The organism is Marmoricola endophyticus (genome assembly GCF_014644415.1).
GTDB lineage: Bacteria > Actinomycetota > Actinomycetes > Propionibacteriales > Nocardioidaceae > Marmoricola > Marmoricola endophyticus.
On the sequence record NZ_BMKQ01000001.1, the window covers coordinates 1,153,226 to 1,179,024 of the forward strand.

Consider the following 25,799-nt stretch of genomic DNA (forward strand, 5'->3'; position numbering starts at 1 on the left):
TGCTCCTCGATCGTCGGACTGCTGGCGGTGCCTCTCGATCCCAGGCTAGGTGCGGGCACACCCCACTCGCCCAGCCGGTGCGTGCGCCCCTGCATCCGCCTGACGCAGACTTCGGCCGCAGCCGTGGCGCTCCTCGCCTCACGGCACCACGATCGGGCCATGGACTACACCGAGGCACGAGAGGCCTTCTTCGCGCCGCGCGAGGGTGAGGCGGCCGCGCTGACCTGGACCACCCCGGCGCGCCGGCTCCGCGACGCCGTCGAGCCGCTGGCCGGCATCGTCTACTGGAGCGAGCCGGCCTACGACGCGCTCGCGGCACAGGGCCTGGACTTTCTCTCCGGCTACGTCTGGGGCCGAGCCAGCGTCCTCGGCGAGCCCGACGCCGGGGTCGTGGCAGCGGCCTTCGGGGTCTTCGAGCCGAGCCTGGTCGCCGGGGCGTACGACGCCGGGCGGAGGGCCTGCACGCTGACCGAGGTCCGCGCCGCCCGTGTCGCGGGTGTGAGCGAGGCGCTGCGTACGGTCCTCGGGGAACCGACGGACGACGTCGCGACCGTGGCGAGGACTCTGCGCTCGGCGGCGCTGACCGGCGACGGCACCGGACGTGCGCTGTTCTCCGGGCTCGCCGGACTCGAGGAGCCGGAGGACCCGTGGGCACAGCTGTGGCTCGCCTGCTCGCTGCTGCGCGAGCACCGCGGCGACAGCCACCTGGCCGCGCTCGTCGCGGCCGGCGTCGACGGGATCCAGGCCAACCTGCTGACCGAGCGCTGGATCGGCTGGGAGCCCCAGGCGTACGCAGGTTCCCGAGGTTGGTCACCCGAGCAGATGGCCGCGGCCGACTCCACGCTGCAGCGACACGGCCTGGTCGACGGGCCCGCGCTGACCGAGGCGGGCCTCGCCCTGCGCGAGCAGGTCGAGGCCGCCACCGACGCCGCCCAGCAGCCGGTGCTGGAAGCGCTCGCTGACGACCTCGACGCGCTCCTCGACCAGCTGGGCCGGTGGGCGGACCGGGTCGTCGAGCACGGCTGGTTCCCGCCCGACCCGTACAAGCGGGCGGCGGGCTGAGCCGACGCGCTACGGCTCGACGATCACCTTGATCGCGCCATCGGTCTTGGCGTGGGCAGTGGCGAACGCGTCGGCGACGTCCTCGAGCGCGTAGCGGTGGGTGACCAGGGGCTCCAGGTCGAACCGGCCGCTGCGCACCAGCTCCAGCGCGCGCTCGTACTGGCCGCGCCCGCCGTTGCCGCCGATGCCGAAGACGGTCAGCGTCTTGGCCATCAGCGGGACCACCGGCAGCGGAGGCAGGTCGTTGGCCCAGCCGATGTGGGCGACCTTGCCCTCCTTGCGGACCAGGTCCAGCATCATCTCCGAGGACGACGGGAAACCACTGGTCTCGATGACGATGTCGGCGCCCGCTCCACCGGTGAGGTCGAGGATCGCCTGCTTCGCGTCGTCGACCTCGGCGACGTTCACGCAGTCGCTGGCCCCGTACGTCCGAGCGATCTCGAACGGCGCCTCGCGCGCGTCGGTGACGATCAACCGCCCCGCCCCCGACAGCGCACACAGCCGGGTCAGCGCCAGCCCGATCGGACCCTGGCCGAGCACGACGACCGTCTCGCCCAGCAGGATCCGCAGCCGGTCGACGGTGTTCAGCCCGACGGCGAGCGGCTCCAGCAGGGATGCCTGCCAGGCTTCGACGCCCTCGGGACGCGGAATCAGGTTGACGGCCGGCACCGCGATCCGCTCGCGCATGCAGCCGTCGGACCACAGTCCGATCAGCTTCTTCCTCGTGCAGTCCGCCGGCTTGCCCTTGCCGCACTGGTCGCACTCACCGCACGGCAGCGAGGGCTTGACCGCGACGGCCGCGCCGACCAGCGACTCGTCCACGCCCTCGCCGACCCGCTCCACGCGACCGGCGAAATCGTGGCCGGGAACCCTGGGGAAGGGGGTGTCGATGCGCCCGTCGTACTGGTGGGAGTCGGTGCCGCACAGCGATGCCGCCTCCACGGTGACGACGACCCAGCCGGGCGCCGCCTCGGCCTCGGGGAAGTCCTGGACCTCGACCTGCTCGATGCCGGTCAGCACGGCCGCCCGCATCACTGGCCCGCCTCGGCGCTGCTCGCGGCGAAGTCGCCCGCGACCTCCGCGGTCACGACCTCGCGGTTGAGCAGGATGTCGAAGGCCTGCTGCACGTGGTGGGTCGAAGCATGGCCGACGATGAGCGGCAGCCACTCCTTGACGCTCATCGTGCCGAGGTCGGGGATCTCCACCTGGCGCGCGAGCACGTCGGTTCCGATGGCGGAGAAGGCGGTCGCCAATGTGCGCCGGGTGGCGGCCAGCTGCCGCCTGGCGACGTCGACCGTCGGCGGGGGGTAGCCGAGCAGGTCGTGCCCGATCTCCTCGCGGAAGAAGAACCGCAGCCCGGGGTCCGCCTCGAGCCGCGCGAGGTTGCCCAGCCACGCCACGACGCACATGTTCATGTGCGACAGCGTCTGGGCGACCGTCCACCCGCCGTCGTAGTGCGCGCGGTGCAGATCGCCGTCGCCCATCGTCGCCAGCGCCTCGTCCAGGCGGGCGTACGACGCGTCCGCCTCCGCGAGCTGCCCGGCGGCCGGGGACGAAGCGCTCTCTGTCTGGTCACTCATGCGTCGATCGTGCTCAGGCGCCGGGCGGGCCACAAGGCCGCTGAGCGCAGCGCCCGCGCACACCAGCGCCGAGCCCACCTAGAGTCGCTGCGTGGTCGGATACGAGCAGCGCTGGGTGAGCCTCGTCCTCGAGTCCGGCTCCGACGTCCGCCACGGGCGCGACCCGGAGAACCTCGGCCGGACGCTCTGCGGAACCGTCGAGGCGGTCCCCACCACCGTCATGAGGGCACCCTTCGACGGCACGGAAGCAGACGCGTGCGCCGAGTGCGCCGACGCCGTCAGGCGACCCCGGTGACGGCGCAGGATCCGGCGGCGCGCCACGCGGCACGGCTCGCGCCGTACGTCGAGCCGCACCTGGCCCGTCGGCGCCAGCAGGAGAAGCACGCCGTCCACGACTTCCTGTTCACGTACTACTCCTTCCGGCCCGCTCAGCTGCTGCGGTGGCTGCCTCCCGGCCCCGTGCCGGAGGCCAGGCGGCCGCTGGCCGAGGCGACGACGAGGCTGCTGCGGGCGACCGCCGGCCGCGAGGGCAACTTCGGCTGCTTCGGGATGCACGAGTGGGCGATGGTCTACCGCGCACCGCAGACCCGGCACCCGCAGCCGCTGCGCCTCGGCCCTCAGGGCACCGACCAGGTGGTGGAGGGGCACCGGCTGGGGTGCAGCCACTGGGACGCGGTCCGCTTCTTCACCCCTCCCGCGCTGCCGCGGAACACGCTGCGCCCCTTCAAGGACGACCGCGCCGACTTCGAGCAGCCGGGGTGCCTGCACGCGACGATGGACCTCTACAAGCACGCCTACCGGTTGGTCGAGGTGGTGGGCTCGGACCTCGTGGCCGACGCCTTCGAGCTCGCCTGGGACGTCCGCGTCGTCGACATGCGAGCCGCGCCGTACGACCTCACCGGGGTCGTCCTCGACCCGTACGGGACCGAGTGGACCCCGATCGCCGTCGAGACGCCCGCGGGCAAGAGGGAGTACGCCGACCTGCAGCGCGGCTTCGCCGAGCGCGCCGCACCGATCCGTCGGCGCCTCGCCGACCGGCTCGAGGAGGCGCTCGCCGGCTGAACTCGTGCGGGCCGGTGGTCTCGACAGGCTCGACCTCCGGTGGTCGCGGCCGGCGGCGACCTCGGGCGCGCGGTGGGTGGTCTCGACGGGCTCGACCTCCGGTGGTCGCGGCCGGCGGCGATCTCGGGCGCGCGGTGGGTGGTCTCGACAGGCTCGACCTCCGCTGGTCGCGCCACCGCCCGACCTGCGGACGGCGGTGGTGGTCTCGACAAGCTCGACCTCCGACGGTCGCGGTCGGTGGGCGACCTCGGGTGCGCGGTGGCCGGTCTCGACATGTCGGACCGGTCCGCTTGTTGCGCCTAGTCACAAATGACTAGACCAGGAATCGCACCGGTTGCATCTGTCGCTGACCACTCCCGCAGCCTCGTAGCGGCGGTTTGACTACTCACCAGTCCGCGTCGTGCCGCACGGGGGTCGGTACGACGCGGACTGACTGTCGTCACCCTCGCAGCACCGGTCGAGATCCTCCGAAGTGACTACCCCGACGGGCCGTCCGGATCATGTCGGACCCGTTCTCGGCGTTTCGCCCGTCACCCGGGCGGGTGAGGGGTTCTCCTTGGTGCACGCAGTCCCACCGCACCTGGAGCACGTCATGTCCCCCTCGGTCCTCGACCAGACCACGTCCGCCTCTACGCTCGTCCCCCCGCCGCGTACCGCGAGCGTCCACGCCTGCGACTGCGGCCAGGACCTCGACGTCTGCCACGCGGGACACTGCCCGCGCTGCGGTCGCACCCTGCGCGCCTGACCCGGGCGCGGGGCGGCTCGGCTCAGACGAGACCGGCGACCCACCCGAGCACCCCGCCCGACCACGGTGCGCTCGACGCGGGAGCCCAGACCGGCCCCGACGCGACGACCGCGCCGACGAGAGCGGCTGCGAGGACCAACGACGCCACCACGACGAAGACACCGGCGTACTCGCGCTCCGCCGCGCGAGCGACACCGGCGTGCACCGTCTCGCGCACCCGGCCACCGCCGGGTCCCCACCACAGACAGGTCGCCAGCACGGCACCGGCCAGCAGCAGCCCGACCGGGAGCGACGGGCCGAACAGCGCCTCCACCAGGCCGAAGACCAGTGCCGCGGTCACCCCGCAGGCGACCAGCAGCACCGAGCCGAAGGCCGCAACGAACGCGTGCAGCGGCAGACCGATCGCCGCTCTCGGCAGGTCGTGCCAGGCCCGACGACCACCGCGCACCACCCGGCGGACGTTCATCCGCTCCCTCACCACCGAGGTCGTGCGCAGCACCCAGACGACGCCGAGCAGCACCAGCACGCCGGCGTACGGCGCGTACGCGACGACCCCCGCGACGACGGCGAGCAGCGCGACGACCTGGGCGCGCACCAGCAGACCGGATCCGCGGGACGCGGTGACCGGGGCCGGTAGCGGCGGCGGCTCCTCGGCCGGCCGCCGGGCGGGGACGTACACCCCGGCCGGTTGCGGCGTGCTCCGTGCCGGCACGACCCGCGAGTCGGTGCCGACGTACGTGGGCGCCTCTCCCCCGTTCACCGGCGCCGGCACCGAGCGCACGGGCTCGGTCCACCGGCTCTCCTGCCGGCTCGCGCGCGCCACGCCGGTCCGCTCCGCGAGCCACGACAGCAGCTCCGCCAGGCTCGGTCGCCGGTGAGGCTCCGGGTCCAGCGCACGCTCGACCAGCGAGCGGACGGGTTCGGGGACGCCGGTGAGGTCGTGCTCACCGTTGCGGATCCGGTCGAGGACGGCCATCGCCGGGCCGGTGCCGTAGGGCGCCCGGCCGGTCGCCGCGAACGCGACCGTCGCGGCCCAGGCGTGCACGTCGGAGGCTGTCGTCGCGGGGTCGCCGTACAGGATCTCGGGCGAGAGGTAGCCGGGCGTGCCGAGCAGCCAGCCGGTGCGGGTCAGGCGGACGTCGTCGGCGACCCGGGCCAGCCCGAAGTCGATGAGGACCGGGTTGCGACCCTCCATGAGCACGTTGGACGGCTTGATGTCGCGGTGCACCACACCGACGTCGTGGACCGCGCGCAGGCCCTCGGCGAGACCGACCGCGAAGTGCAGCAGGTCCGGTCCGCTCAGCGGGCCCTCCTCGCGCACGTGCTCGTGCAGCGGGAGGCCGGGCACGTAGCGGGTGGCGACGTACGGCGTCGGGCCCTGGCTGTCGGCGTCGACGATCTCGGCCACCCGGAAGCTGTGGACACGACGCAGCGAGGAGACCTCGCGGGCCAGCCGGTCGCGGGCCTCCTGGTCGCCGACGACGTGCGGCCGCAGCACCTTCAGGGCGACCCGCCGGCCGTCCGGGGCCTGGGCCAGGTGCACGATGCCCATGCCGCCCTCGCCGAGCCGGGTCATCAGGCGGTAGCCGCCGACCTGGCTCGCGGGCTCGTGGGCAGTACTGGTCACCGCAGAATGGTATCGGGCGGGGCCCGGCGGACCGGTCATCCACGTGGTCCCCACGAGCCGGGGGAAGATCGCCTCGACCCGCTCGGTTGGGCGGACCATGACCCACAACAGCTACGCAGTCTCCGGCAAGGTCGTCCTCGTCACCGGCGGTGGCTCCGGCATCGGCCGCGCCATCACCCGTGCCTTCCTCGACAACGGCGCGACCGTCGCGGTCGTCGGCCGACGTGCGGAGGCGCTCGAGGAGACCCTGGCCGGGTACGACGACGACCGCGCGCTGGCCGTGCAGGGCGACCTGTCCACGGCGGCGGGTGTCCGCGAGGTCGTGGAGACCGTCGTCGGCAAGCTGGGCCGGCTCGACGTGCTGGTCAACAACGCCGCGACGTACTCCGCGCAGGACATCACCGAGCTCTCCGACGAGGAGTGGGACGGCTTCCGCAGCACGAACATCGACGCGTTCGTCCACCTGGCGCGGGCCGTGCTGCCCGAGCTGGAGAAGACCGGCGGCAACGTCGTGGTCACCGGGTCGGTGTCGGGGATGCGCGGCGACTGGGGCCAGGCGGCGTACAACGCGACCAAGGCCGCCGTGATGAACCTCGTGCAGTCCCTCGCCCTGGACTGGGGCGGTCGCGGCGTGCGGCTGAACTCGGTCGCGCCCGCCTTCACCCTCACCGACGCCACCGCGGGGGTCGGGCGCGACGAGGAGTCGCTGGCGCCGTTCGTCAACCGGATCGCGCTGGGGCGTCCGGGCACGCCGGAGGACATCGCCCCGGCCGTGCTGTTCCTCGCCAGCGACGACGCGGCGTACGTCACGGGCGCCACGCTCACCGTCGACGGGGGCACGACCGCCTCCACCGGGCAGCCGCACGTGGAGTGAGGCTCAGGCGGGGCTGCGCGCCAGGTTGGTGATCGTGATGTCGTCACCCGTCGTCGAGCTCTCGTTGCCGTAGACGAAGGACAGGGCGACGGGATAGCACCCCGACGTGGTCGCCTGGTAGGTCGCGTTGGACACCGAGCCGTTGCCGGTCGCGGTGCCGACCGTGGTGACCGTGCTGTTCGTGACCGTCGTGCCGTTGACCACCAGTGTGAACACGACCGACCTCGGGTTGTCGACGTAGCGGTAGAAGTTGAAGCTGAAGGTGTAGGTCGTGCCGGCGAGGAAGCGGACCCGCTGGTTCGCGGTCACGGTGACCGACGCCGCGCCCGTGGACCCGGGGTCCTGGACGACCTTGTAGCCACCGGTCTGGAACCCGTCGGTCCCACCCGCGGCCGAGATGTTCTGGTTGGTCACCGTCCAGGCGGAGGCGCTCGGCGTCACGAAGTTGTTGCACTGCGACGCGGCGAACGCCGGCGCCGCGGTCGCGGTGAGCACGACCGGCGTCGTCCACACGCCGGCGCGCACCAGCTGACGCCGGCGAGGTCGGGGGTCGATCTCGGAAATAGCGCGTCCTCAGCCTCGGGAAATGGCCGAGCCAGAGCCTAACAATGACTTGGATCGAGGCGCAGCAGATCCTCAGATCACCCGGCGCATCCACCCGAAGGTGTCGTCCACACGGCCGAACTGGATGCCGACGAGCTGCTCGCGGATGGCCATCGTCAGCTCGCCGGGCTCGGTCGCGCCCTCGACCGAGCCGCCGTCCCAGTGCAGCGTGCCGACCGGGGTGACGACGGCGGCGGTGCCGCACGCGAACACCTCGGTGATCTCGCCCGACGCGACACCCTCGCGCCACTCGTCGATGCCGAACGGCCGCTCCTCGACCGGGTGCCCCATCTTGCCGGCGAGCTCGATGATCGCCGAGCGGGTGATTCCCTCCAGGATCGTGCCGAGCGCGGGGGTGACGATCCGGCCGTCGGCGTAGAGGAAGTAGAGGTTCATCCCGCCGAGCTCCTCGACGTACTTCCCCTCGGCGCCGTCGAGGAAGACCACCTGGTCGCAGCCGTGCGCGCTGGCCTCCTGCTGGGCGACCAGCGAGGAGGCGTAGTTGCCGCCGGTCTTGGCGGCGCCCATGCCACCGCGACCGGCGCGGGTGTACTCCTCGGTCAGCCACAGGCTGAGCGGCTTGATGCCGCCCTTGAAGTACGCCCCGGCGGGCGAGGCGATGACCATGAAGGTGACGTGCTGCGAGGGCCGCACCCCGAGGAACGCCTCGGAGGCGAACATGAACGGGCGCAGGTAGAGGCTGGCCTCGCCCGACGAGCCGCCGTACGGGGGCACCCAGCGCTCGTCGGCGGCGACGAGCGCGTCGACGGCGGCGAGGAAGTCCTCCTCGGGCAGCACCGGCAGCGCGAGTCGCCCGGAGGAGGTCGCCATCCGGCGGGCGTTCTCCTCGGCACGGAAGGTCCACACCGAGCCGTCCTCGTGCCGGTAGGCCTTCATGCCCTCGAAGATCTCCTGCGCGTAGTGCAGGACGGCCGTCGCCGGGTCGAGGCTGAGCGGTCCGTACGCCTCCACCCGCGCGTCGTGCCAGCCTCGCTCCGGCGTCCACTCGACGACGTACATGTGGTCGGTGAAGTACGTCCCGAACCCCGGCGCGGTGAGGATCTCGGCGACCTCGGCGTCGCTGCGCGGGGTGGTGGTCGGGGTGGTGGTGATCTCGAGGGGCATGAGTCGGATCCTAGGTCGCGGTGTGGGTCAGAGTCGGGCGGCGATCGCGTCGCCCACCTCGGGGGTACGTCGTCTCGCCGCCCCCGCCTGCTCGGCGAGGTCCTCGAGCACCGCCTGCTCCACGGCGGCCGCCTGGGCGGCGAGCCCGACGTGCTCGAGGAGGAGTGCAGCGGACAGGATCGCCGCCGTCGGGTCGGCGACCTGCTGACCGGCGATGTCGGGGGCCGATCCGTGGACCGGCTCGAACATCGACGGGGTGGTGCGGTCGGCGTTGATGTTGCCGCTGGCGGCCAGACCGATGCCGCCGGTCACGGCGCCGGCGAGGTCGGTGACGATGTCGCCGAAGAGGTTGTCGGTGACGATCACGTCGAAGCGCTGCGGGTCGGTGACCAGGTGGATCATCGTCGCGTCGACGTGCATGTAGTCGACCTCCACCTCGGGGAACTCGGCGGCCACCTCCTGGGTGAGCCGCCACCACACCGCCCCGGCGTGGGTGAGGACGTTGGTCTTGTGGACCAGCGTCAGCCGCTTGCGCCGTCCCGCGGCGCGGGCGAAGGCGTGGCGGACCACGCGCTCCACCCCGTACGCCGTGTTCACCGAGACCTCGGTGGCCACCTCGGCCGGCGTGCCGACCCGCAGGGCCCCACCGTTGCCGGTGTACGGCCCCTCGGTGCCCTCGCGGACGACGACGAAGTCGACGTCACCCCTGGCCAGCACCGCGTCCGAGAGCGGCGAGGTCACGCCGGGGAGGATCCGGGACGGCCGGAGGTTGACGTAGTGGTCGAGCTCGAACCGCAGCCGCAGCAGCAGCCCGCGCTCGAGCAGGCCGGGCGGGAGGTTGGGGTCACCGGGCTTCCCACCCACCGCGCCGAGGAGGATCGCGTCGTGTCCACGGATCTCCTCGAGCACGGGGTCCGGCAGCACCTCGCCGGTCGCGAGGTAGTGCTCGGCGCCGAGGTCGTAGCGGGTCGTGGCCAGAGCGACCTCGGCGGGCACCACCGCCTGCAGCACCTTGAGCGCCTCGGCCGTGACCTCCGGCCCGATCCCGTCGCCGGGGAGGACGGCGAGACGAAGGGCGGCCGGGTCTGCTGCGGTGGTGGACATGCGAGCGAACCTAGTTCGCGGGTGCGCCCTAGTTGTCGTCGGGTCGCTCACCGCTCCAGGCGCCGCCGCCGTCGCGCAGGTCGAGCGCGCGCTGGACGGCATGGCTGGTCGGGCTGTCGGGGTCGTACTTGCTGGGGCCCCACTCGGGGTACATGTCGTACATCTGATTCTCCTCAGAAGATCTCACGGGGAAGGAACAACAGGGGTTCCGAGGAGCCGGTGACGAACCGGTCGTGGGTGGGCCGGCTCGCAGACGCCGGAGGTTCCTGGTCGAGGTGACCGGAGCGGCTCGCTGCGGAGGCGGCAGACCAGGGGATGCAGAGACTCCGCGGCGAGGGGGCCTGCCTTAAGAGGCCTCGCCGCGGCGCGCGATAAGTACGAGCACGTTCCGCATGACAGGCTCGAACGTACGCCCGCCCACCCCGCGCCGGTACCGGTTTCGGTGACACGTCTCTCATCGTGAGACCGCGGTCCAGCATCCGGCAGACTCGGCGAGGTGAGTGCCCCGCCCGACCTCCCGCCGATCGTCTCCCGCGCGTTCGACGTCTCCCGCCGGGCGGGCTACGTCTCCTTCTGCCGCAACGAGACCGGTCGGCTGCTCGCCGTGCTCGCGGCCACGCGCGGCGGCACGATGGCGGAGTTCGGCACCGGCTGCGGCGTGGGCACCGCCTGGCTGCGGTCGGGACTCACCGGCCCCGCGCACATCCTGACCGCGGAGCGCGACCAGGCGCTGGCCGGCGCCGCGGCGGAGATCTTCGAGGGCGACGACCAGGTCGAGGTGGTCGCGGCGGACTGGTCGACGCTGCGCGACCGTGCCCCGTTCTCCCTGCTGTTCCTGGACGCCAACGCCACCGACCACGCCAGCGTGGACGCCGTCGCCGACCTCGTCGAGCCCGGCGGGGTCGTCGTCCTCGACGACATCTCCCCGTGCGAGTCCTGGCCGCCGGTGACGTACGGGCGCGTCGACGGCCTGCGCGAGGGGTGGCTGCTCGACGAGCGGTTCGCCGCCGCCGAGGTGCTCGTCGCCTCCGACTCCGCGGCACTGCTGGCGACGCGGCGCTGACCGTCGCTGGTCACCTCCCTGGGCACCTCACCGGGTCTCGACGTCCTCCTCGCCTAGCGGCTCGTCAGGCTCGACCACCGTGGTCACCGCAGGCACCGCAACCACCGGAGGTTGAGCTTGTCGAGACCCGGGGTCAGCGGGTGAGGAACGTACGCGCGGCGGCGACCAGCGCGCGGGCGTAGCGGTCCCGGCCGCCGGCGGAGCTCATCGCAGCGGCGTCACCGGAGTTGCGCATGTTGCCCAGCTCGACCATCACCGCGGGCGGCTGCGCCCAGTTCAGGGTGCCGAGGTCGGAGCGGAAGGACAGCGCGGACCCGGAGCCGACGTACGAGGAGCGGGCGAAGCCGGCGCGCTGCAGTGCGGCACGCGTGTCCTCGGCGTACGTCGTCGAGCGCGCCCGCAGCCGTGCGGGCTCACCCGCGCGGTCCGAGACGATGACGTGGAAGCCGTGGGCGCCCGGCGAGGACCCGTCGCCGTGCAGGCTGAGCAGCAGGTCGGCCCCGTTCGCGGCCTTGCCGCGCGCATCCACGCACGGCCCCCAGGCCGCGGCGGAGTTCGTCGACCGGGTCAGCACCACCCGCGCGCCGAGCGCCCGCAGCCGGTCGCGGACCCGGGTGCCCACCTCCCACGTGAAGGTCGCCTCGGGATAGCCGGCGTTCGTCGCCGTCCCCGTGGAGTTGCAGGGCTTGCGCAGCCCACGGGCGTCGACCAGCCGACCGATCTGCGCCGGGTGCCGCCCGTTGCCGAGCTGGTGCCCGGGGTCGATCACGACCGTCCGGCCGGCAAGCGGACGGGCAGCGGCAGCCGCAGCCGCGGCGGCACGCTCGCGCTCGCGTGCGGGCTGCTGGCCGAACGCACCCGCCAGCTGCGCGGCCACCAGCGCGGTGGCCAGGCCCTTCGCGATCAGCACCGGGCTCAACCCTCCCGGAGGGCCGCCACGTCGGCACGGCGATCCGGCTCGTGGTCGTCGCTCATGGCCGGGACCCTACGCGGCTAGCCTGCGTCCGGTGACGTCGTCAACCAGTTCTCCGACCCGCACCCCCTCGGTCGCCGCCCGCCTGGACCGGCTCCCGGTCACCCGTACCCACGTGCTGGCCACGATGGTGATCGGGCTGGGGCTGTTCTTCGACGCGTACGAGAACTTCCTCGCCGGGACGATCGGCAAGGTCCTCCAGATCGACCTCGACCTGTCGCAGACCGAGCTGAGCGCGCTCCTCGGGTCGGCGTTCGTCGGCCAGTTCCTCGGCGCCGTCGTGATGGGCCGTTTCGCCGACCGCTTCGGGCGCCGCCGCGCGTTCATGATCAACCTGGCCGTCTACTCGGTGTTCTCGCTGATCGGCGCGTTCAGCCCGAACGCGATCTTCCTCGTCGTGACCCGGTTCGTCGCCGGCGTCGGCATCGGCGCGGAGTACGCGCTGGCCGACACGTACCTCTCGGACCTGATGCCCTCCGACGAGCGCGGCCGCTTCATCTCCTGGGCGTACACCGTCTCCTTCCTCGGCGTGCCCGTCGTCGGGCTGATGGCGCGCTTCCTGGTGCCGCTGGAGCCGTGGGGCGTCGACGGCTGGCGCTACCTCTTCGTCTTCGGTGCGCTCGGCTCGTTCCTCGTGTGGCTGGTGCGCCGCAACCTGCCGGAGTCCCCGCGCTGGCTCGAGCTCGAGGGCCGCCACGAGGAGGCCGAGGAGCTGGTCTCGGCGATGGAGCAGGAGGCGGTCGCCGCGGGGCACACGCTCCGTGAGCCGGACCTCTCGCTGCAGCCCGGCCGCCGCGAGCCGCTGCGCGTCTCGACGCTCTTCAGGGCGCCGTACACCCGCCGCACGATCATGCTCTGGCTGCTCAGCGCGCTGGAGGTCTTCGGCTACTACGGCTTCGGCACCCTGGCGCCGCTGGTGCTGGTCGCCAAGGGGTACGACGTCGTCAACTCGCTCGGCTACATCGCCGCGACGTACGCCGGCTACCCGCTCGGTGCCCTGCTCGCGGTGCCGATCGTGGAGCGCATCGAGCGCAAGTACCTGGTCATGGTCACCGCGGCCCTGATGGCGGTGTTCGGGCTCGCCTTCGGCCTGGCCGGCACCGGGCTGCTGGTGATCGTCTTCGGGCTCGCCTACACGGTGTCGAGCAACGTGTTCTCGAACGCGTACCACGTCTACCTCGCCGAGTCGTACCCGACGAAGGTCCGTGCGACCGCGGCCGGCGCGGCGTACTCGCTGTCCAAGCTGGTCACCGGCGGCCTGCCGTTCCTGCTGCTGCCGGTCCTCGACGCGAGCGGAGCGACGCCGGTCTTCAGCGTCGTCGCCGTGGCGATGGCGCTGCTGGTGCTCAACGTCGGCGTGCTCGGGCAGCGGACGATGGGGCGGTCCGCGGACGCGACGTAGCGCGCGTCTCTAGAGTCGGCCCATGAGCACCCTCGAGTGGGACGTGGCCGGGACGCACGGGCGGGTCGCCGTGCGCGAGTGGAACGGCTCGGCACCCACCTGGCTGTGCCTGGTCGCGCACGGGTACGGCGAGCACATGGGCCGCTACGAGCGGCTCGCCGCAGAGCTGGTCGCCGACGGTGCTGTGGTCGTCGGGCCGGACCACACGGGGCACGGCGAGAGCGACGGCGAGCGCGTGCTGGTCGAGTCGTACGACGACGTCGTCGCCGACCTGCACGCCGTCGCCAGGCGCACGCTCGCCGACCACCCGGGGCTTCCGGTGGTGCTGCTCGGGCACTCGATGGGCGGGATGATCGCCGCGCGCTACGTGCAGCTGCACGCCCGCGTGGTCGACGTGCTCGTGCTCTCCAGCCCGGTGCTGGGTCGCTGGGCGCCGGTGACCGACCTGCTCGGCCTCCCCGAGATCCCGGACGGCCCGCTGGACACCTCGACGCTCTCGCGCGACCCCGAGGTCGGGGCGGCGTACGAGGCGGACCCGCTGGTCTGGCACGGCCCCTTCAAGCGCCCGACCATCGCCGCGATGGCGAGGACGATGAAGGACATCACCGACGGCCCCGACCTCGGCTCCCTGCCGACCCTGTGGATCCACGGCGACGCCGACACGCTGGTGCCGATCGACGGCACCCGGGTGGGGATCCCCGAGCTCGGCGCGAGCGCCCTGACCGAGCGCACCTACCCCGGCGGCCGGCACGAGCTGTTCAACGAGACGAACCGCGACGAGGTGGTCGCGGACGTACGGGCCTTCGTGCGGGAGAACCTGCCGGCAGGCTGACCAGGAACCGCGGCAGCAGCAGCTGCACCAGTGGTCCGATCACGAGCGCGTAGGCGACGGTGGCCACGCCGAAGGTGCCGCCGAGCAGCCAGCCGGCGACCACGACGGTGACCTCGATCGAGGTCCGCACGAGCCGCAGCGAGAGACCCGTGCGGCGGTGGAGGCCGGTCATCAGGCCGTCGCGCGGGCCCGGGCCGAGCTGCGCACCGACGTAGCAGGCCGTCGCCGCGGCGTTGAGCACGATGCCGCCCGCCGCGAGCGCGGCACGGCCCCACCACGTGCCCGGGTCGGACAGGACGGCGAGCCCGAGGTCGGCGAAGAGCCCGACCAGCACGGCGTTGAGCACGGTGCCCAGGCCGGGCAGCTCCCGGATCGGGACCCACAGCGCGAGCACGAGCACGCTGACCGCGATCACGATCGCGCCGAAGTCCCACGGCAGGTGCCGGGCGATCCCCTGGTGCAGCACGTCCCACGGCATCGCCCCGACGTGGGCGCGCAGCATCATGGCCGCACTGACCCCGTACGCCGCCAGCCCGACCAGCAGCTGCGGGAGGCGGCGTCCCAAGCGGCCGGCGCGCACCTGCGCCACGGGCCCGAGGCGGTCCAGCGTCGTCGTCACGGTGTCCATCTCACGCGGAAGTGGCCTGCACGGGAATAGCCAATCGGTGTTCACTGGTCCGGTGACCCGCACCGTCTCCGCCCGCCGCGTGGCCGACCTCGTCGGCGACTTCGACCGCGAGCCCGCCTACCGCGGGCTGGCCGAGGGACTGCGGGTGCTGATCACCGACGGGCGGGTCGCCACCGGGACGCGGCTGCCCAGCGAGCGCGACCTGACCGCGGCGCTGGACGTCAGCCGGACGACGGTGACCCGGGCGTACGCCGAGCTCCGCGAGCACGGCTACCTCGTCTCCCGCCAGGGCTCCGGCAGCCTCGCCGCACTGCCCGGGCCGAGCACCCGCTCGGACCACCTGCTCCACCCCAGCTCCGTGACCCCGGACGAGATCGACCTGACGATCGCCGCCGGGCCGCCGGGGCCGGGCGTCGCCGCGGCGTACGACGCGGCCGTCGCGGCGCTGCCGGCGTACCTCTCGGGGAGCGGCTACCACCCCTCCGGCCTGCCGGTGCTGCGCGAGGCGGTCGCGCAGTCGTACGCCGACCGCGGCCTACCGACGTCGCCGGACCAGGTCCTCGTCGTCCCCGGGGCCCTGGCCGGGGTCGCCGTCGCCGCGCGGGCGCTGCTCGGTACCGGCGACCGGGTGCTGCTGCAGAGCCCGACGTACCCCAACGCGATCGCGGCGCTGCGCGGCTCCCGCCTCGCCGGGGTCGACACCTCCCTCGACGGTGCGGACCAGCACGCCGCAGACCTGGTCGCCGCGGTGCGGCAGGTGGCGCCGCGGGTCGGCTACCTCGTCCCGGACTTCCACAACCCGACCGGCCTCCTGCTCGACGAGGACGGTCGGGCCCGCGTGGCCGCCGCGCTCGGTGTGACCGGCACGACCGCCGTGGTGGACGAGTCGCTCGCCGCGCTGCGCCTCGACGGTGACGCGATGCCGGTGCCGTTGGCGGCGCACGCGACGTCGGCGTGGTCGATCGGCAGCCTGTCGAAGACGCACTGGGGCGGCCTGCGTGTGGGGTGGCTGCGCGTGCCTCGTGCCGACGTCGACCGGGCCTTCCGCGCCCGACTCGCCCTCGACCTCGGCTGCCCCGTCGTGGAGCAGCTGGCCGCCGCCCACCTGATTGGCACGCCCGGCCTGCTGGAGCACCGCCGCGAGCAGCTCGCGGCGTCCCAGGCCGCGGCGTACGACACCCTGCGCAGGCACCTGCCCGACTGGCGCGTCCCGCGACCGCTCGGCGGGCTCAGCCTGTGGTGCGAGCTGCCCGAGCCGCTGTCGACGACCCTGGTCGCCCGGGCCGCCGACCACGGCGTGCTGCTCGCGCCGGGCCCGGCCTTCGCACCCGAGGGCGGGCTGGCGCGCTTCGTCCGCGTCCCGTACGGGCTGCCGCCACACCTGCTGACCGAGGCCGGCGCACGCCTCGGGGCGGCGTGGCAGGACACGCTGGCCGCCCCGGGGCGGATCGGTCGACCGACGGACCCGACGCTGGTCGCCTGATCAGAGGAGCGCGAGCAGCGGCTCGTACGGCGCCGGGTCGGGGTCGCTCAGCCACCGGAAGGCGAGGGCCCTCAGCATCGCCTGACGTCGATCGCCGGCGCCCCACTCCACGACCGCCCGCTCGGGCACGTCGAAGCGGACCACCGCGTCCAGCACGCACACCGCCTCGGCCCACCGCACCGGCCGCCAGGCCGGCGAGACGTCGATGACGACGGCCGACCCGCGCGCGTCGAGCAGGACGTTGCCGGCCAGGTCCGCGTGGACCAGCTGGTCGGGACCGAGCGGAGTGTCGTCGAGCCGGTCGGCGATCGAGGCGAGGCCGGCGGCGCGCAGGTCCTCGTACGGAACCGAAGGCGAGCCGCTCGGCGAGCGCCCAGCGGTCGGTACGCGCGTCGAGGACGTCCGGCCTGACGGGGACGACCGAGGCCAGCCGCGCGTGCAGCAGCCGTCCGGCCGCGAGGACGACCCGGAGGTCGCGGCACGGCGACGTGCCCGGCTCGAACCGGGACGCACCCCAGCCCTCGACCACCCAGGAGCCGTCCCTGGCCGGGACCGGCATCGCGACCCGCAGCCCGCCGCCCTCCTCGTCCAGGCGCACCGCGAGCCTGGCCAGGACGGGGTTCAGCCACTCCGACACCACGGGGTCGCGACCCGGCGCCAGCGCGAGGTCGCCCGCGCTGAACGCCCCGCCCCCGATCGCCGCCGGGTCGTCGGGGACGGCGAAGAGGTCCAGCACGCGCGCCGGCGGGCCGCTCAGGTGCTCAGAGGGTCTCGCCACACCACGAAGCGTCCCAGAAGCGCCACTCCAGGCGGGTGGCCGTGGCGTACGCCGCGTGCATCTCGCGCAGGTGCTCCGACGACGTCGTCGAGGCGAGGGCGTCGGCCGCGTCCTGCACCGCGACGACGGAGGCCTCGAAGTCGGGGTCGGAGTACGCCGCGATCCACGCGGCGTACGGGTGGTCCTCGAGCGCGACCGAGCCGGCGATGGCCCGGCCCACCTCGGCGTACACCCGGAAGCAGGGCAGCACCGCCGCCAGCCCGACCTCGACCGGCGACGTGGCCGCGTGGGTGAGCAGGAAGCCCGTGTAGGCCAGGCAGGTGGGCGTCGGGGCGGGGGCGTCCGGGGCGTCGGGGTCGATGCCGCGCGGGACCAGGAAGGCCCGGTGCAGCTCCCGCTCGGCGACGACCGCGCCGGCGGCGGACCCGGCGAGCAGCCCGATGCCCTCGGGGTCCGGCATCCGCGCGGCGAGCGCGGCCAGGGTGCGGGCGTAGCCGGTCAGGTAGTGCGCGTCGTCGAGCAGGTAGCGCGCGAACACGTCCTCGCCCAGCGTTCCCTCGCGCAGCGCGCTGACGAACGGGTGGTCGAGGATCTCGGCGTACGTCGGCGCGACCGCGCGCCACGCGCTCTCGCTGAAGCCGGTCATCGCAGTCCCTCCAGGTGGTCGACGGGTCCGTGGCCGGCGCCGTACACCCGGCCCTCAGCACTGCGCAGCGCGCGCTGCAGGAAGTCGTGGGCGGTGCGCACGGCGGTGGGGACGTCGTCGCCGGCGGCCAGCCGCGCAGCGATCCCCGACGACAGCGTGCAGCCGGTGCCGTGGGTGTTCGGGCCGGGCACCCGGTCGTGCTCCAGCGTCGTGGCTCCGTCCGGGCCGACCAGCACGTCGACCACCCGGTCGCCGGTGAGGTGTCCCCCCTTGACCAGGGCGTACCTGGCCCCGCGTGCGCACAGCTCCTCACCCGCGGCCGTGAGCTCGGCGACCGGGTCGGCCCCGGGCAGGTCCAGCCCGGTGAGCAGCCGGGCCTCGGGCAGGTTCGGCGTGACGACGGTGGCCCGCGGCAGGAGGCGACCGACGATGGTCGCCACCGCCTCCTCGGGGACGAGCACGTCGCCGGAGGTCGCCACGGTGACGGGGTCGAGCACCAGCGGGACCCCTCGGTCGAGCAGGGCGCCCAGGGCGTCGGCGACCGCGGAGACCACGGCGGCGTCGCCGAGCATCCCGGTCTTGACCGCGCGGACGTCGAGGTCGTCGACCACCGAGGTGATCTGGGCGGACACGAACGCCGGCGGCACCGCGTGGATGCCCTGCACACCGGTGGTGTTCTGCGCGGTCAGCGCGGTGAGCGCCGCGGCGGCGTACACCCCCAGCGCGGTCGCGGTCTTGAGATCGGCCTGCACGCCGGCCCCACCGGACGGGTCCGAGCCGGCGACGGCGAGCACGGCCGGCTCCTGCGCGCCGGCGCTCACCTCAGGGCCTCGCGGATCTCACGGGCGGCGGCCGTCGGGTCGGGCGCCGCGCAGATCGCCGAGACCACGGCGACGCCCGCTCCCCCGGCCGCGACGACCTCGGCGGCGTTGCCTGCGTCCAGGCCGCCGATCCCGATCACCGGGAGGTCGACGCCGCGGGCCGCGAGGCCGTCGACGACCGCGCGTACCCCGTCGAGGCCGAACGGCGGGTCGTGGTCGGGCTTCGTCGTGGTCGCGTGCACCGGGCTGACCGCCAGGTAGTCGATCGCGGCCAGCTGCTCGGCGTCGTCGAGCTGCGCGAGGTCGTGCAGCGACCAGCCCACCACCGCCTCCGGACCCAGCCGCTCGCGAGCCACCGTGGGCAGGACGTCGTCGGCGCCGACGTGCACACCGTCCGCGTACGCGGCGGCGGCGAGGTCGTCGTTGACGACCAGCGCGGCGTCGCCGACGACCGTGCGCAGCCGGTCGAGCTGCGCGACCAGCTGCTCGGTCGTCGCCTGCTTGTCGCGCAGCTGCACGGTGCCGACCCCGCCGGCGACGGCCGCCGCGACGACGTCGACGAGGTCACGCCCGCCCACGAGGACGGGGTCGGTGACCAGGTAGACGGCGAGGTCGAGGCTCGTACGAGCCCTCACGCGAGCTCGCCGGTGGCCCACAGCGCGTCGAGGATCGCGGGGCGCAGCGACCCCGGTCCGACCGCCGTGCCGCCTGCCGCCTGGCCCGCCCGCGCCAGCAGGGCCATCGCGGACACCGAGGCCTCGACCGGGTCGTCGATGATCGCGCAGGCGGCCGCCACGAGCGCGGTCGAGGCGCAGCCGAGCGCGGAGATCAGCGGCATCCGCGAGTCGCCACCGCGCACGAGCTCGGTGCGCTCGCCGTCGGTGACGACGTCCGCAGCGCCGGAGACGACCACGACGGAGCCGGTCTGCCGCGCCAGCGCCTCGGCGTCGCCCTTGACCGCCTCGGAGTCGTCGGTGGCGTCGACGCCACGGCCGGCGCCGGCCTGCGTGGCCAGCGCGAGGATCTCGCTGGCGTTGCCGCGGATCACGGTCGGCTGCAGCGGGAGCAGGTCCGCGACGATCGACCGGCGGTACGCCGTGGCGCCCACGGCCACCGGGTCGAGCACCCAAGGGATGCCGCGGTCGTGCGCGGCGCCGGCCGCGGCGTGCATGCCCTCGACCCACCGCGGGCTCGGCGTCCCGATGTTGACCACCACCGCCGAGGCGAGCCCGGCCAGCTCGGCGGCCTCTTCGGGGTCGTGCACCATCGCCGGCGACGCACCCGCGGCGTTGAGCAGGTTCGCCACCAGGTCCATCGAGACGAAGTTGGTCAGGCACTGCACCAGGGGCGAGCGCTCCCGCAGTGCTCGGGCGAGCTGGTCTGGTCCCACGTCGGGCTCCCTCCGCCGGTGTCAACCGGATCAGGTTCGGCGGGTGTGTTCTCAGCCTCGCGTCTGCTCGCAGGGCACCCCGGCCACGGACGACGAACCTAACGCGTCGCGCGTGAGCGTCAACGGGTGCCCGCCACCAGCCGCCCCAGCTCGTCGGGCGCCCAGGTCTCCATGCCCTCGCAGGCGGCGAGGTAGGCGGTGATCGCCTCGTCGTCGAGCCCGTGGGTGGCGCGCAGCCCGCGCACGATGGTGGCGACGTACGCCCCGCCCGGCGAGTTGCGCGGCAGGTGCTCGGCGTCGCCGGTGGTGAAGGTGAGCACCGGGCGGCCGTCGAGCTCGCCGACCAGGTGCAGCGTCTCGTAGTGCCCGGGGCCGTACGAGTACGGCTCGTCGGCGAGCACCTGGGAGAGGTCCAGGTCGTCGTCGGGGTCGCGGTGCATCTCCTGCGCCGCCACGTCGGCGAACTGGCCGCGGGTGATGAGGAAGGCGCGCGCGTACACCTGACCCCGGGCAGTCGGGTCGTAGAACGCCACCGCGCCGCCGCCCCAGTTCTGGGACTCCCAGCCGAAGAACAGCGCGCCGGGCAGCACCATCGCGCGCTCCTCCAGCGGTGCCGAGGTGTCCCGGGCACCGGGGTTGTCCCGACGGGTGCCGGGAGCACGCCCGCCTTGGAGGTAGGTGCCGAACCGCACCACGTCGAGGTTCGAGCCGTACCCGGCGTACCAGATGTGGTCTCCTGCCGTCACGGGGTGCAGCCCTCGGGCCCGCAGACGGCCCCGGACGCGCTGTCGTCGCCGGGTGCGCCGACCGGCTGCAGCACCGGGTGGCCGTCGGCCCAGGCCTGCTCGAGCGCCCGGGCGAAGGTCTCGGCGGGCTGGGCACCGGAGACGGCGTACCGCTGGTCGAGGACGAAGAACGGCACGCCGCTCGCGCCGAGGTCGGCGGCGCGGTCGACGTCGTCGAAGACCTGCTCACGGAACTCGGTCCCGGCCAGCACCTCTCGCGCCCGATCCTCGTCGACACCGGCGCGCTGCGCGGCAGCGAGGAGGACGTCGGCCGCGGCAGGGTTCTCCGCACGCAGGAAGTACGCCGACAGCAGCTCCTCCTTCAGCGCGCGCTGCACGGCGGGACCGTGCTCGGCGAGAGCCAGGTGCAGCAGCCGGTGGGCGTCGACCGTGCTCGCGCGCTGGGCCTCGGCGAGCCGGAAGTCCAGGCCCTCCTCGGCGGCGACCGACCCGACCTGGGCGACCATCGCCCGACCGGCGTCGGGGCCACCGCCGTACTTGCGCCCGAGGCTCTCGGCGACGGACTCCACCGGCTCCTGCGGCGCGTCGGGGTCGAGCAGGAACGAGTGGTAGACCACCTCGACCTCGTCGGCGTGCGCGAAGCCGGCCAGCGCGCGCTCCAGGCGCCGCTTGCCGATGAAGCACCAGGGGCAGACCACGTCGCTCCAGACGTCGATACGCATGCTCATACCGCTCCCAACGGTGCATCGGTGGTTCGCTGTTCCCGTGCCTGCCACTCCCCCACGTCAGCTCACCGACCTGCCCGGCACCGAGCGGCTCACGCTGCGGCCGTGGACGCTCGACGACGCGCCCCGGGTGCTGGAGCTGTACTCCTCGATGGAGGTCGTCCGCTGGCTGGGCGCCGGTCCGCCGCGGGTGCTCACGACTCTCGACGACGCGCGCGAGCGGATCGCCTCGGACTGGGACCGGTCGCTGGTCGCCCCGCGCGGGGTCTGGGCGGTCGTACCCCGCGCGACCGAGGTGCCCGTCGGCAGCGTGCTGCTCGTCGACCTGCCGAGCAGCGGCGGCGAGGTCGAGATCGGCTGGCACCTGCACCCCGACTCCTGGGGGCACGGGTACGCGACCGAGGCCGCCCGCGCCGTGCTCGCCCACGGCTTCGCCGGCGGCCTGCGGACGATCTGGGCCACCACCCACCTGACCAACGAGCGCTCGCAGGCGGTCTGCCGACGGCTCGGCATGACCGACCGCGGCACGACGCGGGAGTGGTACGACGTCGACTCCCGCGCCTTCAGCCTCACCAGGCCCGGCTGAGGGCGGGCACCTCCCGCGAGACGTCGCGTGTTCGCGACGCCTCGGCGAACTCCAGGCGCCCGACACCGCGAGACGTCGCGTGTACGCGACGCCTCGGCGAACTCCAAGTGCCCGACACCGCGAGACGTCGCGTGTACGCGACGCCTCGGCGAACCCCAGGTGCTCGACACCGCGAGACGTCGCGTGTTCGCGACGCCTCGGCGAACCCCAGGCGCCCAAGACCGCGAGACGTCGCGTGTACGCGACGCCTCGCGGGGTGGGTCAGCGGGCGGCGGTGCCCTCGACGTAGTCGGAGTCGTGGCTCTTGACCCATGCCATCAGCTTGCGCAGCTCGCGGCCGGTGGCCTCGATCGGCGCCTGCTCGCTCTTCTCGCGGAAGGCCTTGAACTCCGGGGCGCCGGCGTCCTGGTCGTCGATGAAGCGCTTGGCGAAGGACCCGTTCTGGATGTCGCCGAGCACGTCGACCATGTTCTGCTTCACCTGCGGGGTGATGACGCGCGGGCCGGAGACGTAGTCGCCGTACTCCGCGGTGTCCGAGCAGGACCAGCGCTGCTTGGCGATGCCGCCCTCGACCATCAGGTCGACGATCAGCTTCAGCTCGTGCAGGCACTCGAAGTAGGCGACCTCGGGCTGGTAGCCGGCCTCGACGAGGGTCTCGAAGCCGTACTGCACCAGCTGCGAGGTGCCACCGCACAGAACGGCCTGCTCGCCGAACAGGTCGGTCTCGGTCTCCTCGGTGAAGGTGGTCTTGATGCCGCCGGCACGCAGGCCGCCGATCGCCTTGGCGTACGACTTCGCGAGGTCCCAGGCCTTGCCGGACTCGTCGTGCTCGACGGCGACGAGCACCGGCACGCCGCGCCCGTCGACGTACTCGCGACGGACCAGGTGGCCGGGGCCCTTCGGGGCGACCATGCAGACGTCGACGCCGTCGGGGGCCTCGATGTAGCCGAAGCGGATGTTGAAGCCGTGCGAGAAGAACAGCGCGTCACCGGGGACGAGGCTCGGCTCGACGGACTCCTTGTACAGCGTGCGCTGCACCTGGTCGGGGGCCAGGATCATGATCAGGTCGGCCTCCTCGCACGCCTCGGCGGGAGTGAGGACGCGCAGGCCCTCGGCCTCGGCCTTCGCCCGGCTCTTCGAGCCCTCGGGCAGGCCGATCCGCACGTCGACCCCGGAGTCGCGCAGGGACAGCGCGTGCGCGTGCCCCTGGCTGCCGTATCCCAGCACCGCGACGTGGCGGTTCTGGATCAGGCTCAGGTCGGCGTCGTCGTCGTAGAACATCTCAGCCACGGTCTCGGGCTCTCCTTGTGTGTAGGGGTGGTGCGGGGTCTCGGGTACGCCTGGCGGGTCGCGCTCAGGCGGTGGTGCTGACCGGCGGGGCGGCCTTGAGGCTGCGCTCGCTGATCGAGCGCGAGCCGCGCCCGATGGCGATGACGCCGGACTGCACGAGCTCGCGCACGCCGAACGGCTCCATGATCCGCAGGAAGTCGGCGAGCTTGTCGGAGTTGCCGGTCACCTGGACGGTGACCGCGTCGACGGCGATGTCGACGACCTTGGCGCGGAACAGCTGGATCGCGTCGAGCACCTGACCGCGGGAGGCGGCGTCGGCGCGGACCTTGACCAGCATCAGCTCGCGCTCCACGGAGTCGCGCGGCTCGAGCTCGACGATCTTGATCACCTCGACGAGCTTGTTCAGCTGCTTGGTGACCTGCTCGAGCGGGGAGTCCTCGACGTTGACCACGATCGTCATCCGCGAGATCTCGGCGTGCTCGGTCGGGCCCACGGCCAACGACTCGATGTTGTAGCCGCGGCGGCTGAACAGGCCCGCGATCCGGGCGAGGACCCCGGGCTGGTTCTCCACCAGCACCGAGAGCGTGTGGGACTCGGTCGACGTCACAGGTCGTCCTCCTCGAAGTCAGGGGCGAGGTCGCGGGCGTACTTGATCTCGTCGTTGGACGCCCCGGCGGCGACCATCGGCCACACCATCGCGTCGCGGTGCACCCGGAAGTCGATCACCACGGGCACGTCGTTGATCTCCATCGCCTTCGCGATGGTGGCGTCGACGTCGGCCGGGTCGTCGCAGGACAGCCCGACGGCGCCGTACGCCTCGGCGAGCTTGACGAAGTCGGGCACGCGCTTGGACTGCAGGTCGGTGCTGGAGTAGCGGCCGTCGTAGAACAGCGTCTGCCACTGCCTGACCATGCCCAGCGACTCGTTGTTGATCACGGCGATCTTCACGGGGATGCCCTCGATCGTGCAGGTGGCCAGCTCCTGGTTGGTCATCTGGAAGCAGCCGTCGCCGTCGATCGCCCACACGGTGGCGTCGGGACGACCCACCTTGGCGCCCATCGCGGACGGCACGCCGTAGCCCATCGTGCCGAGGCCACCGGAGTTGAGCCAGGTGTGGGGGTGCTCGTAGGAGATGAACTGCGCGGCCCACATCTGGTGCTGGCCGACGCCGGAGGTGAAGATCGTCTCCGGGCCGCTGATCGCACCGAGGCGCTCGATGACGTACTGCGGCGACAGGCTGCCGTCGTCCGGCTCGTCGTACCCGAGCGGGTAGCGGTCCTTCACTCCGGCCAGGAAGGCCGTCCACCCCTCGTAGTCCCCGGCCTCGCCGTGCTGGTGCAGGGCCTCGATCGCCTCGTCCAGCTCGTCGATCACCTGCTTGACGTCGCCGACGATCGGCACGTCGACAGCGCGGTTCTTGCCGATCTCCGCGGGGTCGATGTCGGCGTGGACCACCTTGGCCCCGGGGGCGAACGTCTCGAGGTTGCCGGTCACCCGGTCGTCGAAGCGTGCCCCGAGGCTGACGATGAGGTCGGACTTCTGCAGACCGGCCACCGCCGCCACCGACCCGTGCATCCCCGGCATCCCGAGGTGCTGGGGGTGGCTGTCGGGGAAGGCGCCGCGGGCCATCAACGTGGTCACCACCGGGATACCGGTGCGCTCGGCGAGCCGCCGCAGCTCCTCGGAGGCGCGGGCGCGGATCGTGCCGCCCCCGACGTACAGCACGGGCTTGCGGGCCTCGACGACCAGCCGGGCGGCCTCGCGGACCTGCTTGGCGTGGGGCTTGGTCACCGGGCGGTAGCCGGGCAGGTGCAGCTGCTCCGGCCAGCGGAACTCGGTGGTCGCCACCAGCGCTGACTTGGCGATGTCGACCAGGACCGGACCGGGGCGGCCGGTGGAGGCGATGTAGAAGGCCTCGGCGATGGTTGCGGGGATGTCGGCCGGGTCGGTGACGAGGTAGTTGTGCTTGGTGACCGGCATCGTGATGCCGCGGATGTCGGCCTCCTGGAAGGCGTCGGTGCCGATCTGGCTGGCGCCCACCTGTCCGGTGATGGCGACCAGCGGCACCGAGTCCATGTGCGCGTCGGCGATCGGGGTGACCAGGTTGGTCGCGCCGGGTCCACTCGTCGCCATGCAGACGCCGACCTTGCCGGTGGCGGCCGCATACCCCTGCGCGGCGTGGCCCGCGCCCTGCTCGTGCCGCACGAGGATGTGCCGGATCGAGGAGTCGAACAACGGGTCGTACGCCGGCAGGATGCACCCGCCCGGGATGCCGAAGATGGTGTCGACACCCGCGTGCTCGAGAGAGCGCACGAGGCTCTGGGCCCCGGTGATCGTCTCGTCCTGCGCCGGTGCGGGCGCACTGGGCTTCGGGGTGCTGTCCTGGATGGTCATCGTGGGGCCTTCGTGATCCGGTGGTGGCGGGCTCGTCGTGCGGGGCGGGCCGTCGTCACCCGGCCCAACAAAAAACCCTCCGGGCCATGAGGCAGACGGAGGGTCGACGCGGAGGCGGGGCTGCTAGGAGCCGCTGCCTTCGCGCCGGCACGGTACGAGGAGAATGCGCTGGAGTCGCATGGCACCACCCTCGGCCCGCCGGTCGGTCCGGTCAAGCCAGTGTGACAGGCGTCCCAACATCCGGACAGCATTCCCAGGAT

The 25,799-nt window shown here is 73.2% G+C and carries 28 protein-coding genes; 9 read left to right on the forward strand and 19 right to left on the reverse strand.

Annotated features, from left to right (window positions below; genetic code table 11):
- The first annotated feature begins 159 nt into the window (after nt 1–159).
- The gene (locus tag IEX42_RS05655) at nt 160–1,062 is read left to right on the forward strand and encodes an SCO6745 family protein (protein WP_188778912.1); all 903 of its coding nucleotides are present in this window, start codon (nt 160–162) and stop codon (nt 1,060–1,062) included.
- A 9-nt stretch (nt 1,063–1,071) separates the two neighbouring features.
- Here the strand turns inward: IEX42_RS05655 and IEX42_RS05660 are convergent, their stop codons facing one another.
- Together IEX42_RS05660 and IEX42_RS05665 are read right to left on the reverse strand one after the other, a co-directional pair.
- Nucleotides 1,072–2,094 carry a zinc-dependent alcohol dehydrogenase gene (locus tag IEX42_RS05660; protein ID WP_188778913.1) on the reverse strand — a complete coding sequence of 341 codons (1,023 nt, stop codon included), beginning with the start codon at nt 2,092–2,094 and terminating at the stop codon, nt 1,072–1,074.
- A complete protein-coding gene (locus IEX42_RS05665) occupies nt 2,094–2,642 on the reverse strand; it encodes a DinB family protein (RefSeq protein ID WP_188778914.1) in 549 nt (182 codons plus the stop codon). Before IEX42_RS05665 ends, IEX42_RS05660 begins: the two co-directional genes overlap by 1 nt.
- Before the next feature lie 91 nt (nt 2,643–2,733).
- On the opposite strand from IEX42_RS05665, the gene IEX42_RS05670 reads away from it, so the two are divergent.
- Nucleotides 2,734–2,937: a hypothetical protein gene (locus IEX42_RS05670; RefSeq protein WP_188778915.1), complete on the forward strand. Its 204-nt coding sequence runs from the start codon at nt 2,734–2,736 to the stop codon at nt 2,935–2,937.
- Nucleotides 2,934–3,704 (forward strand): 3-methyladenine DNA glycosylase, encoded by a 771-nt coding sequence (locus tag IEX42_RS05675; protein WP_188778916.1) that lies wholly within the window; start codon nt 2,934–2,936, stop codon nt 3,702–3,704. Before IEX42_RS05670 ends, IEX42_RS05675 begins: the two co-directional genes overlap by 4 nt.
- A gap of 767 nt (nt 3,705–4,471) precedes the next feature.
- Here the strand turns inward: IEX42_RS05675 and IEX42_RS05680 are convergent.
- On the reverse strand, nt 4,472–6,076 hold the full coding sequence (locus IEX42_RS05680) for a serine/threonine-protein kinase (RefSeq protein ID WP_188778917.1): 1,605 nt from the start codon (nt 6,074–6,076) through the stop codon (nt 4,472–4,474).
- A 97-nt stretch (nt 6,077–6,173) separates the two neighbouring features.
- Between IEX42_RS05680 and budC the strand changes: the two genes are divergently transcribed.
- Nucleotides 6,174–6,950 (forward strand): meso-2,3-butanediol dehydrogenase, encoded by a 777-nt coding sequence (budC, locus tag IEX42_RS05685; RefSeq protein ID WP_188778918.1) that lies wholly within the window; start codon nt 6,174–6,176, stop codon nt 6,948–6,950.
- Nucleotides 6,951–6,953: 3 nt separating this feature from the next.
- Here budC and IEX42_RS05690 read toward each other — a convergent pair whose 3' ends face one another.
- The 4 genes from IEX42_RS05690 to IEX42_RS18245 all read right to left on the reverse strand — a co-directional run bounded on the left by IEX42_RS05690 (nt 6,954) and on the right by IEX42_RS18245 (nt 9,945).
- Nucleotides 6,954–7,445, reverse strand: a complete 492-nt coding sequence (locus IEX42_RS05690; RefSeq protein ID WP_188778919.1) for a hypothetical protein — start codon at nt 7,443–7,445, stop codon at nt 6,954–6,956.
- Nucleotides 7,446–7,586: 141 nt separating this feature from the next.
- Nucleotides 7,587–8,678, reverse strand: coding sequence for a branched-chain amino acid aminotransferase (locus IEX42_RS05695; RefSeq protein WP_188778920.1), 1,092 nt, complete (start codon nt 8,676–8,678; stop codon nt 7,587–7,589).
- Nucleotides 8,679–8,705: 27 nt separating this feature from the next.
- Entirely contained in the window at nt 8,706–9,782 is a 1,077-nt protein-coding gene (locus tag IEX42_RS05700; protein ID WP_188778921.1) for a 3-isopropylmalate dehydrogenase, read from the reverse strand.
- Nucleotides 9,783–9,810: 28 nt separating this feature from the next.
- Nucleotides 9,811–9,945, reverse strand: coding sequence for a hypothetical protein (locus IEX42_RS18245; protein WP_268236428.1), 135 nt, complete (start codon nt 9,943–9,945; stop codon nt 9,811–9,813).
- A 333-nt stretch (nt 9,946–10,278) separates the two neighbouring features.
- Between IEX42_RS18245 and IEX42_RS05705 the strand changes: the two genes are divergently transcribed.
- The gene (locus IEX42_RS05705) at nt 10,279–10,845 is read left to right on the forward strand and encodes an O-methyltransferase (protein ID WP_188778922.1); all 567 of its coding nucleotides are present in this window, start codon (nt 10,279–10,281) and stop codon (nt 10,843–10,845) included.
- 133 nt (nt 10,846–10,978) lie between these two features.
- Here IEX42_RS05705 and IEX42_RS05710 read toward each other — a convergent pair whose 3' ends face one another.
- A complete protein-coding gene (locus tag IEX42_RS05710; RefSeq protein WP_229660628.1) occupies nt 10,979–11,755 on the reverse strand; it encodes an N-acetylmuramoyl-L-alanine amidase family protein in 777 nt (258 codons plus the stop codon).
- Nucleotides 11,756–11,852: 97 nt separating this feature from the next.
- On the opposite strand from IEX42_RS05710, the gene IEX42_RS05715 reads away from it, so the two are divergent.
- Both IEX42_RS05715 and IEX42_RS05720 read left to right on the forward strand, forming a co-directional pair.
- Complete coding sequence (locus IEX42_RS05715; RefSeq protein WP_229660629.1) at nt 11,853–13,220, forward strand: MFS transporter; 1,368 nt, start codon at nt 11,853–11,855, stop codon at nt 13,218–13,220.
- Between the two features lie 22 nt (nt 13,221–13,242).
- Complete coding sequence (locus tag IEX42_RS05720; RefSeq protein WP_188778923.1) at nt 13,243–14,052, forward strand: alpha/beta hydrolase; 810 nt, start codon at nt 13,243–13,245, stop codon at nt 14,050–14,052.
- On the opposite strand, the gene yczE is transcribed toward IEX42_RS05720, so the two are convergent.
- Complete coding sequence (gene yczE, locus IEX42_RS05725; protein ID WP_373286183.1) at nt 13,979–14,680, reverse strand: membrane protein YczE; 702 nt, start codon at nt 14,678–14,680, stop codon at nt 13,979–13,981. The two genes, IEX42_RS05720 and yczE, sit on opposite strands and share 74 nt — an antisense overlap.
- Nucleotides 14,681–14,732: 52 nt before the next feature.
- On the opposite strand from yczE, the gene yczR reads away from it, so the two are divergent.
- Entirely contained in the window at nt 14,733–16,163 is a 1,431-nt protein-coding gene (gene yczR, locus IEX42_RS05730; protein WP_229660630.1) for a MocR-like transcription factor YczR, read from the forward strand.
- On the opposite strand, the gene IEX42_RS05735 is transcribed toward yczR, so the two are convergent.
- The 7 genes from IEX42_RS05735 to IEX42_RS05765 form a co-directional block, all read right to left on the reverse strand.
- Nucleotides 16,164–16,676 (reverse strand): hypothetical protein, encoded by a 513-nt coding sequence (locus IEX42_RS05735; RefSeq protein ID WP_229660631.1) that lies wholly within the window; start codon nt 16,674–16,676, stop codon nt 16,164–16,166.
- Between the two features lie 248 nt (nt 16,677–16,924).
- On the reverse strand, nt 16,925–17,587 hold the full coding sequence (locus tag IEX42_RS05740) for a TenA family protein (RefSeq protein ID WP_188778925.1): 663 nt from the start codon (nt 17,585–17,587) through the stop codon (nt 16,925–16,927).
- Nucleotides 17,584–18,408, reverse strand: coding sequence for a bifunctional hydroxymethylpyrimidine kinase/phosphomethylpyrimidine kinase (thiD, locus tag IEX42_RS05745; protein WP_188778926.1), 825 nt, complete (start codon nt 18,406–18,408; stop codon nt 17,584–17,586). Before thiD ends, IEX42_RS05740 begins: the two co-directional genes overlap by 4 nt.
- Entirely contained in the window at nt 18,405–19,043 is a 639-nt protein-coding gene (thiE, locus tag IEX42_RS05750; protein ID WP_188778927.1) for a thiamine phosphate synthase, read from the reverse strand. The genes thiD and thiE overlap by 4 nt, the downstream gene beginning before the upstream one ends.
- A complete protein-coding gene (gene thiM, locus IEX42_RS05755) occupies nt 19,040–19,798 on the reverse strand; it encodes a hydroxyethylthiazole kinase (protein WP_188778928.1) in 759 nt (252 codons plus the stop codon). The genes thiE and thiM overlap by 4 nt, the downstream gene beginning before the upstream one ends.
- Before the next feature lie 119 nt (nt 19,799–19,917).
- Nucleotides 19,918–20,544 carry a histone deacetylase gene (locus tag IEX42_RS05760; protein ID WP_188778929.1) on the reverse strand — a complete coding sequence of 209 codons (627 nt, stop codon included), beginning with the start codon at nt 20,542–20,544 and terminating at the stop codon, nt 19,918–19,920.
- On the reverse strand, nt 20,541–21,272 hold the full coding sequence (locus tag IEX42_RS05765; RefSeq protein WP_229660632.1) for a DsbA family oxidoreductase: 732 nt from the start codon (nt 21,270–21,272) through the stop codon (nt 20,541–20,543). The genes IEX42_RS05760 and IEX42_RS05765 overlap by 4 nt, the downstream gene beginning before the upstream one ends.
- A 37-nt stretch (nt 21,273–21,309) precedes the next feature.
- Between IEX42_RS05765 and IEX42_RS05770 the strand changes: the two genes are divergently transcribed.
- Nucleotides 21,310–21,855 (forward strand): GNAT family N-acetyltransferase, encoded by a 546-nt coding sequence (locus IEX42_RS05770; RefSeq protein ID WP_229660633.1) that lies wholly within the window; start codon nt 21,310–21,312, stop codon nt 21,853–21,855.
- Nucleotides 21,856–22,116: 261 nt separating this feature from the next.
- Here IEX42_RS05770 and ilvC read toward each other — a convergent pair whose 3' ends face one another.
- The 3 genes from ilvC to IEX42_RS05785 all read right to left on the reverse strand — a co-directional run bounded on the left by ilvC (nt 22,117) and on the right by IEX42_RS05785 (nt 25,539).
- Nucleotides 22,117–23,145: a ketol-acid reductoisomerase gene (gene ilvC, locus IEX42_RS05775; RefSeq protein ID WP_308422201.1), complete on the reverse strand. Its 1,029-nt coding sequence runs from the start codon at nt 23,143–23,145 to the stop codon at nt 22,117–22,119.
- 64 nt (nt 23,146–23,209) lie between these two features.
- A complete protein-coding gene (gene ilvN / locus IEX42_RS05780) occupies nt 23,210–23,752 on the reverse strand; it encodes an acetolactate synthase small subunit (protein WP_188778931.1) in 543 nt (180 codons plus the stop codon).
- The gene (locus IEX42_RS05785; RefSeq protein ID WP_188778932.1) at nt 23,749–25,539 is read right to left on the reverse strand and encodes an acetolactate synthase large subunit; all 1,791 of its coding nucleotides are present in this window, start codon (nt 25,537–25,539) and stop codon (nt 23,749–23,751) included. Before IEX42_RS05785 ends, ilvN begins: the two co-directional genes overlap by 4 nt.
- Between the last annotated feature and the right edge of the window lie 260 nt (nt 25,540–25,799).

What these genes read in the sequence shown, in the direction of transcription:
- IEX42_RS05660 (WP_188778913.1), bottom strand. Translation starts at nt 2,094, where the DNA reads ATGCGGGCGGCCGTGCTGACCGGCATCGAGCAGGTCGAGGTCCAGGAC.
- yczE (WP_373286183.1), bottom strand. Translation starts at nt 14,680, where the DNA reads ATGGACACCGTGACGACGACGCTGGACCGCCTCGGGCCCGTGGCGCAG.
- IEX42_RS05700 (WP_188778921.1), bottom strand. Translation starts at nt 9,782, where the DNA reads ATGTCCACCACCGCAGCAGACCCGGCCGCCCTTCGTCTCGCCGTCCTC.
- IEX42_RS18245 (WP_268236428.1), bottom strand. Translation starts at nt 9,945, where the DNA reads ATGTACGACATGTACCCCGAGTGGGGCCCCAGCAAGTACGACCCCGAC.
- IEX42_RS05695 (WP_188778920.1), bottom strand. Translation starts at nt 8,678, where the DNA reads ATGCCCCTCGAGATCACCACCACCCCGACCACCACCCCGCGCAGCGAC.
- IEX42_RS05765 (WP_229660632.1), bottom strand. Translation starts at nt 21,272, where the DNA reads ATGAGCATGCGTATCGACGTCTGGAGCGACGTGGTCTGCCCCTGGTGC.
- IEX42_RS05720 (WP_188778923.1), top strand. Translation starts at nt 13,243, where the DNA reads ATGAGCACCCTCGAGTGGGACGTGGCCGGGACGCACGGGCGGGTCGCC.
- IEX42_RS05655 (WP_188778912.1), top strand. Translation starts at nt 160, where the DNA reads ATGGACTACACCGAGGCACGAGAGGCCTTCTTCGCGCCGCGCGAGGGT.
- IEX42_RS05740 (WP_188778925.1), bottom strand. Translation starts at nt 17,587, where the DNA reads ATGACCGGCTTCAGCGAGAGCGCGTGGCGCGCGGTCGCGCCGACGTAC.
- IEX42_RS05665 (WP_188778914.1), bottom strand. Translation starts at nt 2,642, where the DNA reads ATGAGTGACCAGACAGAGAGCGCTTCGTCCCCGGCCGCCGGGCAGCTC.
- budC (WP_188778918.1), top strand. Translation starts at nt 6,174, where the DNA reads ATGACCCACAACAGCTACGCAGTCTCCGGCAAGGTCGTCCTCGTCACC.
- IEX42_RS05785 (WP_188778932.1), bottom strand. Translation starts at nt 25,539, where the DNA reads ATGACCATCCAGGACAGCACCCCGAAGCCCAGTGCGCCCGCACCGGCG.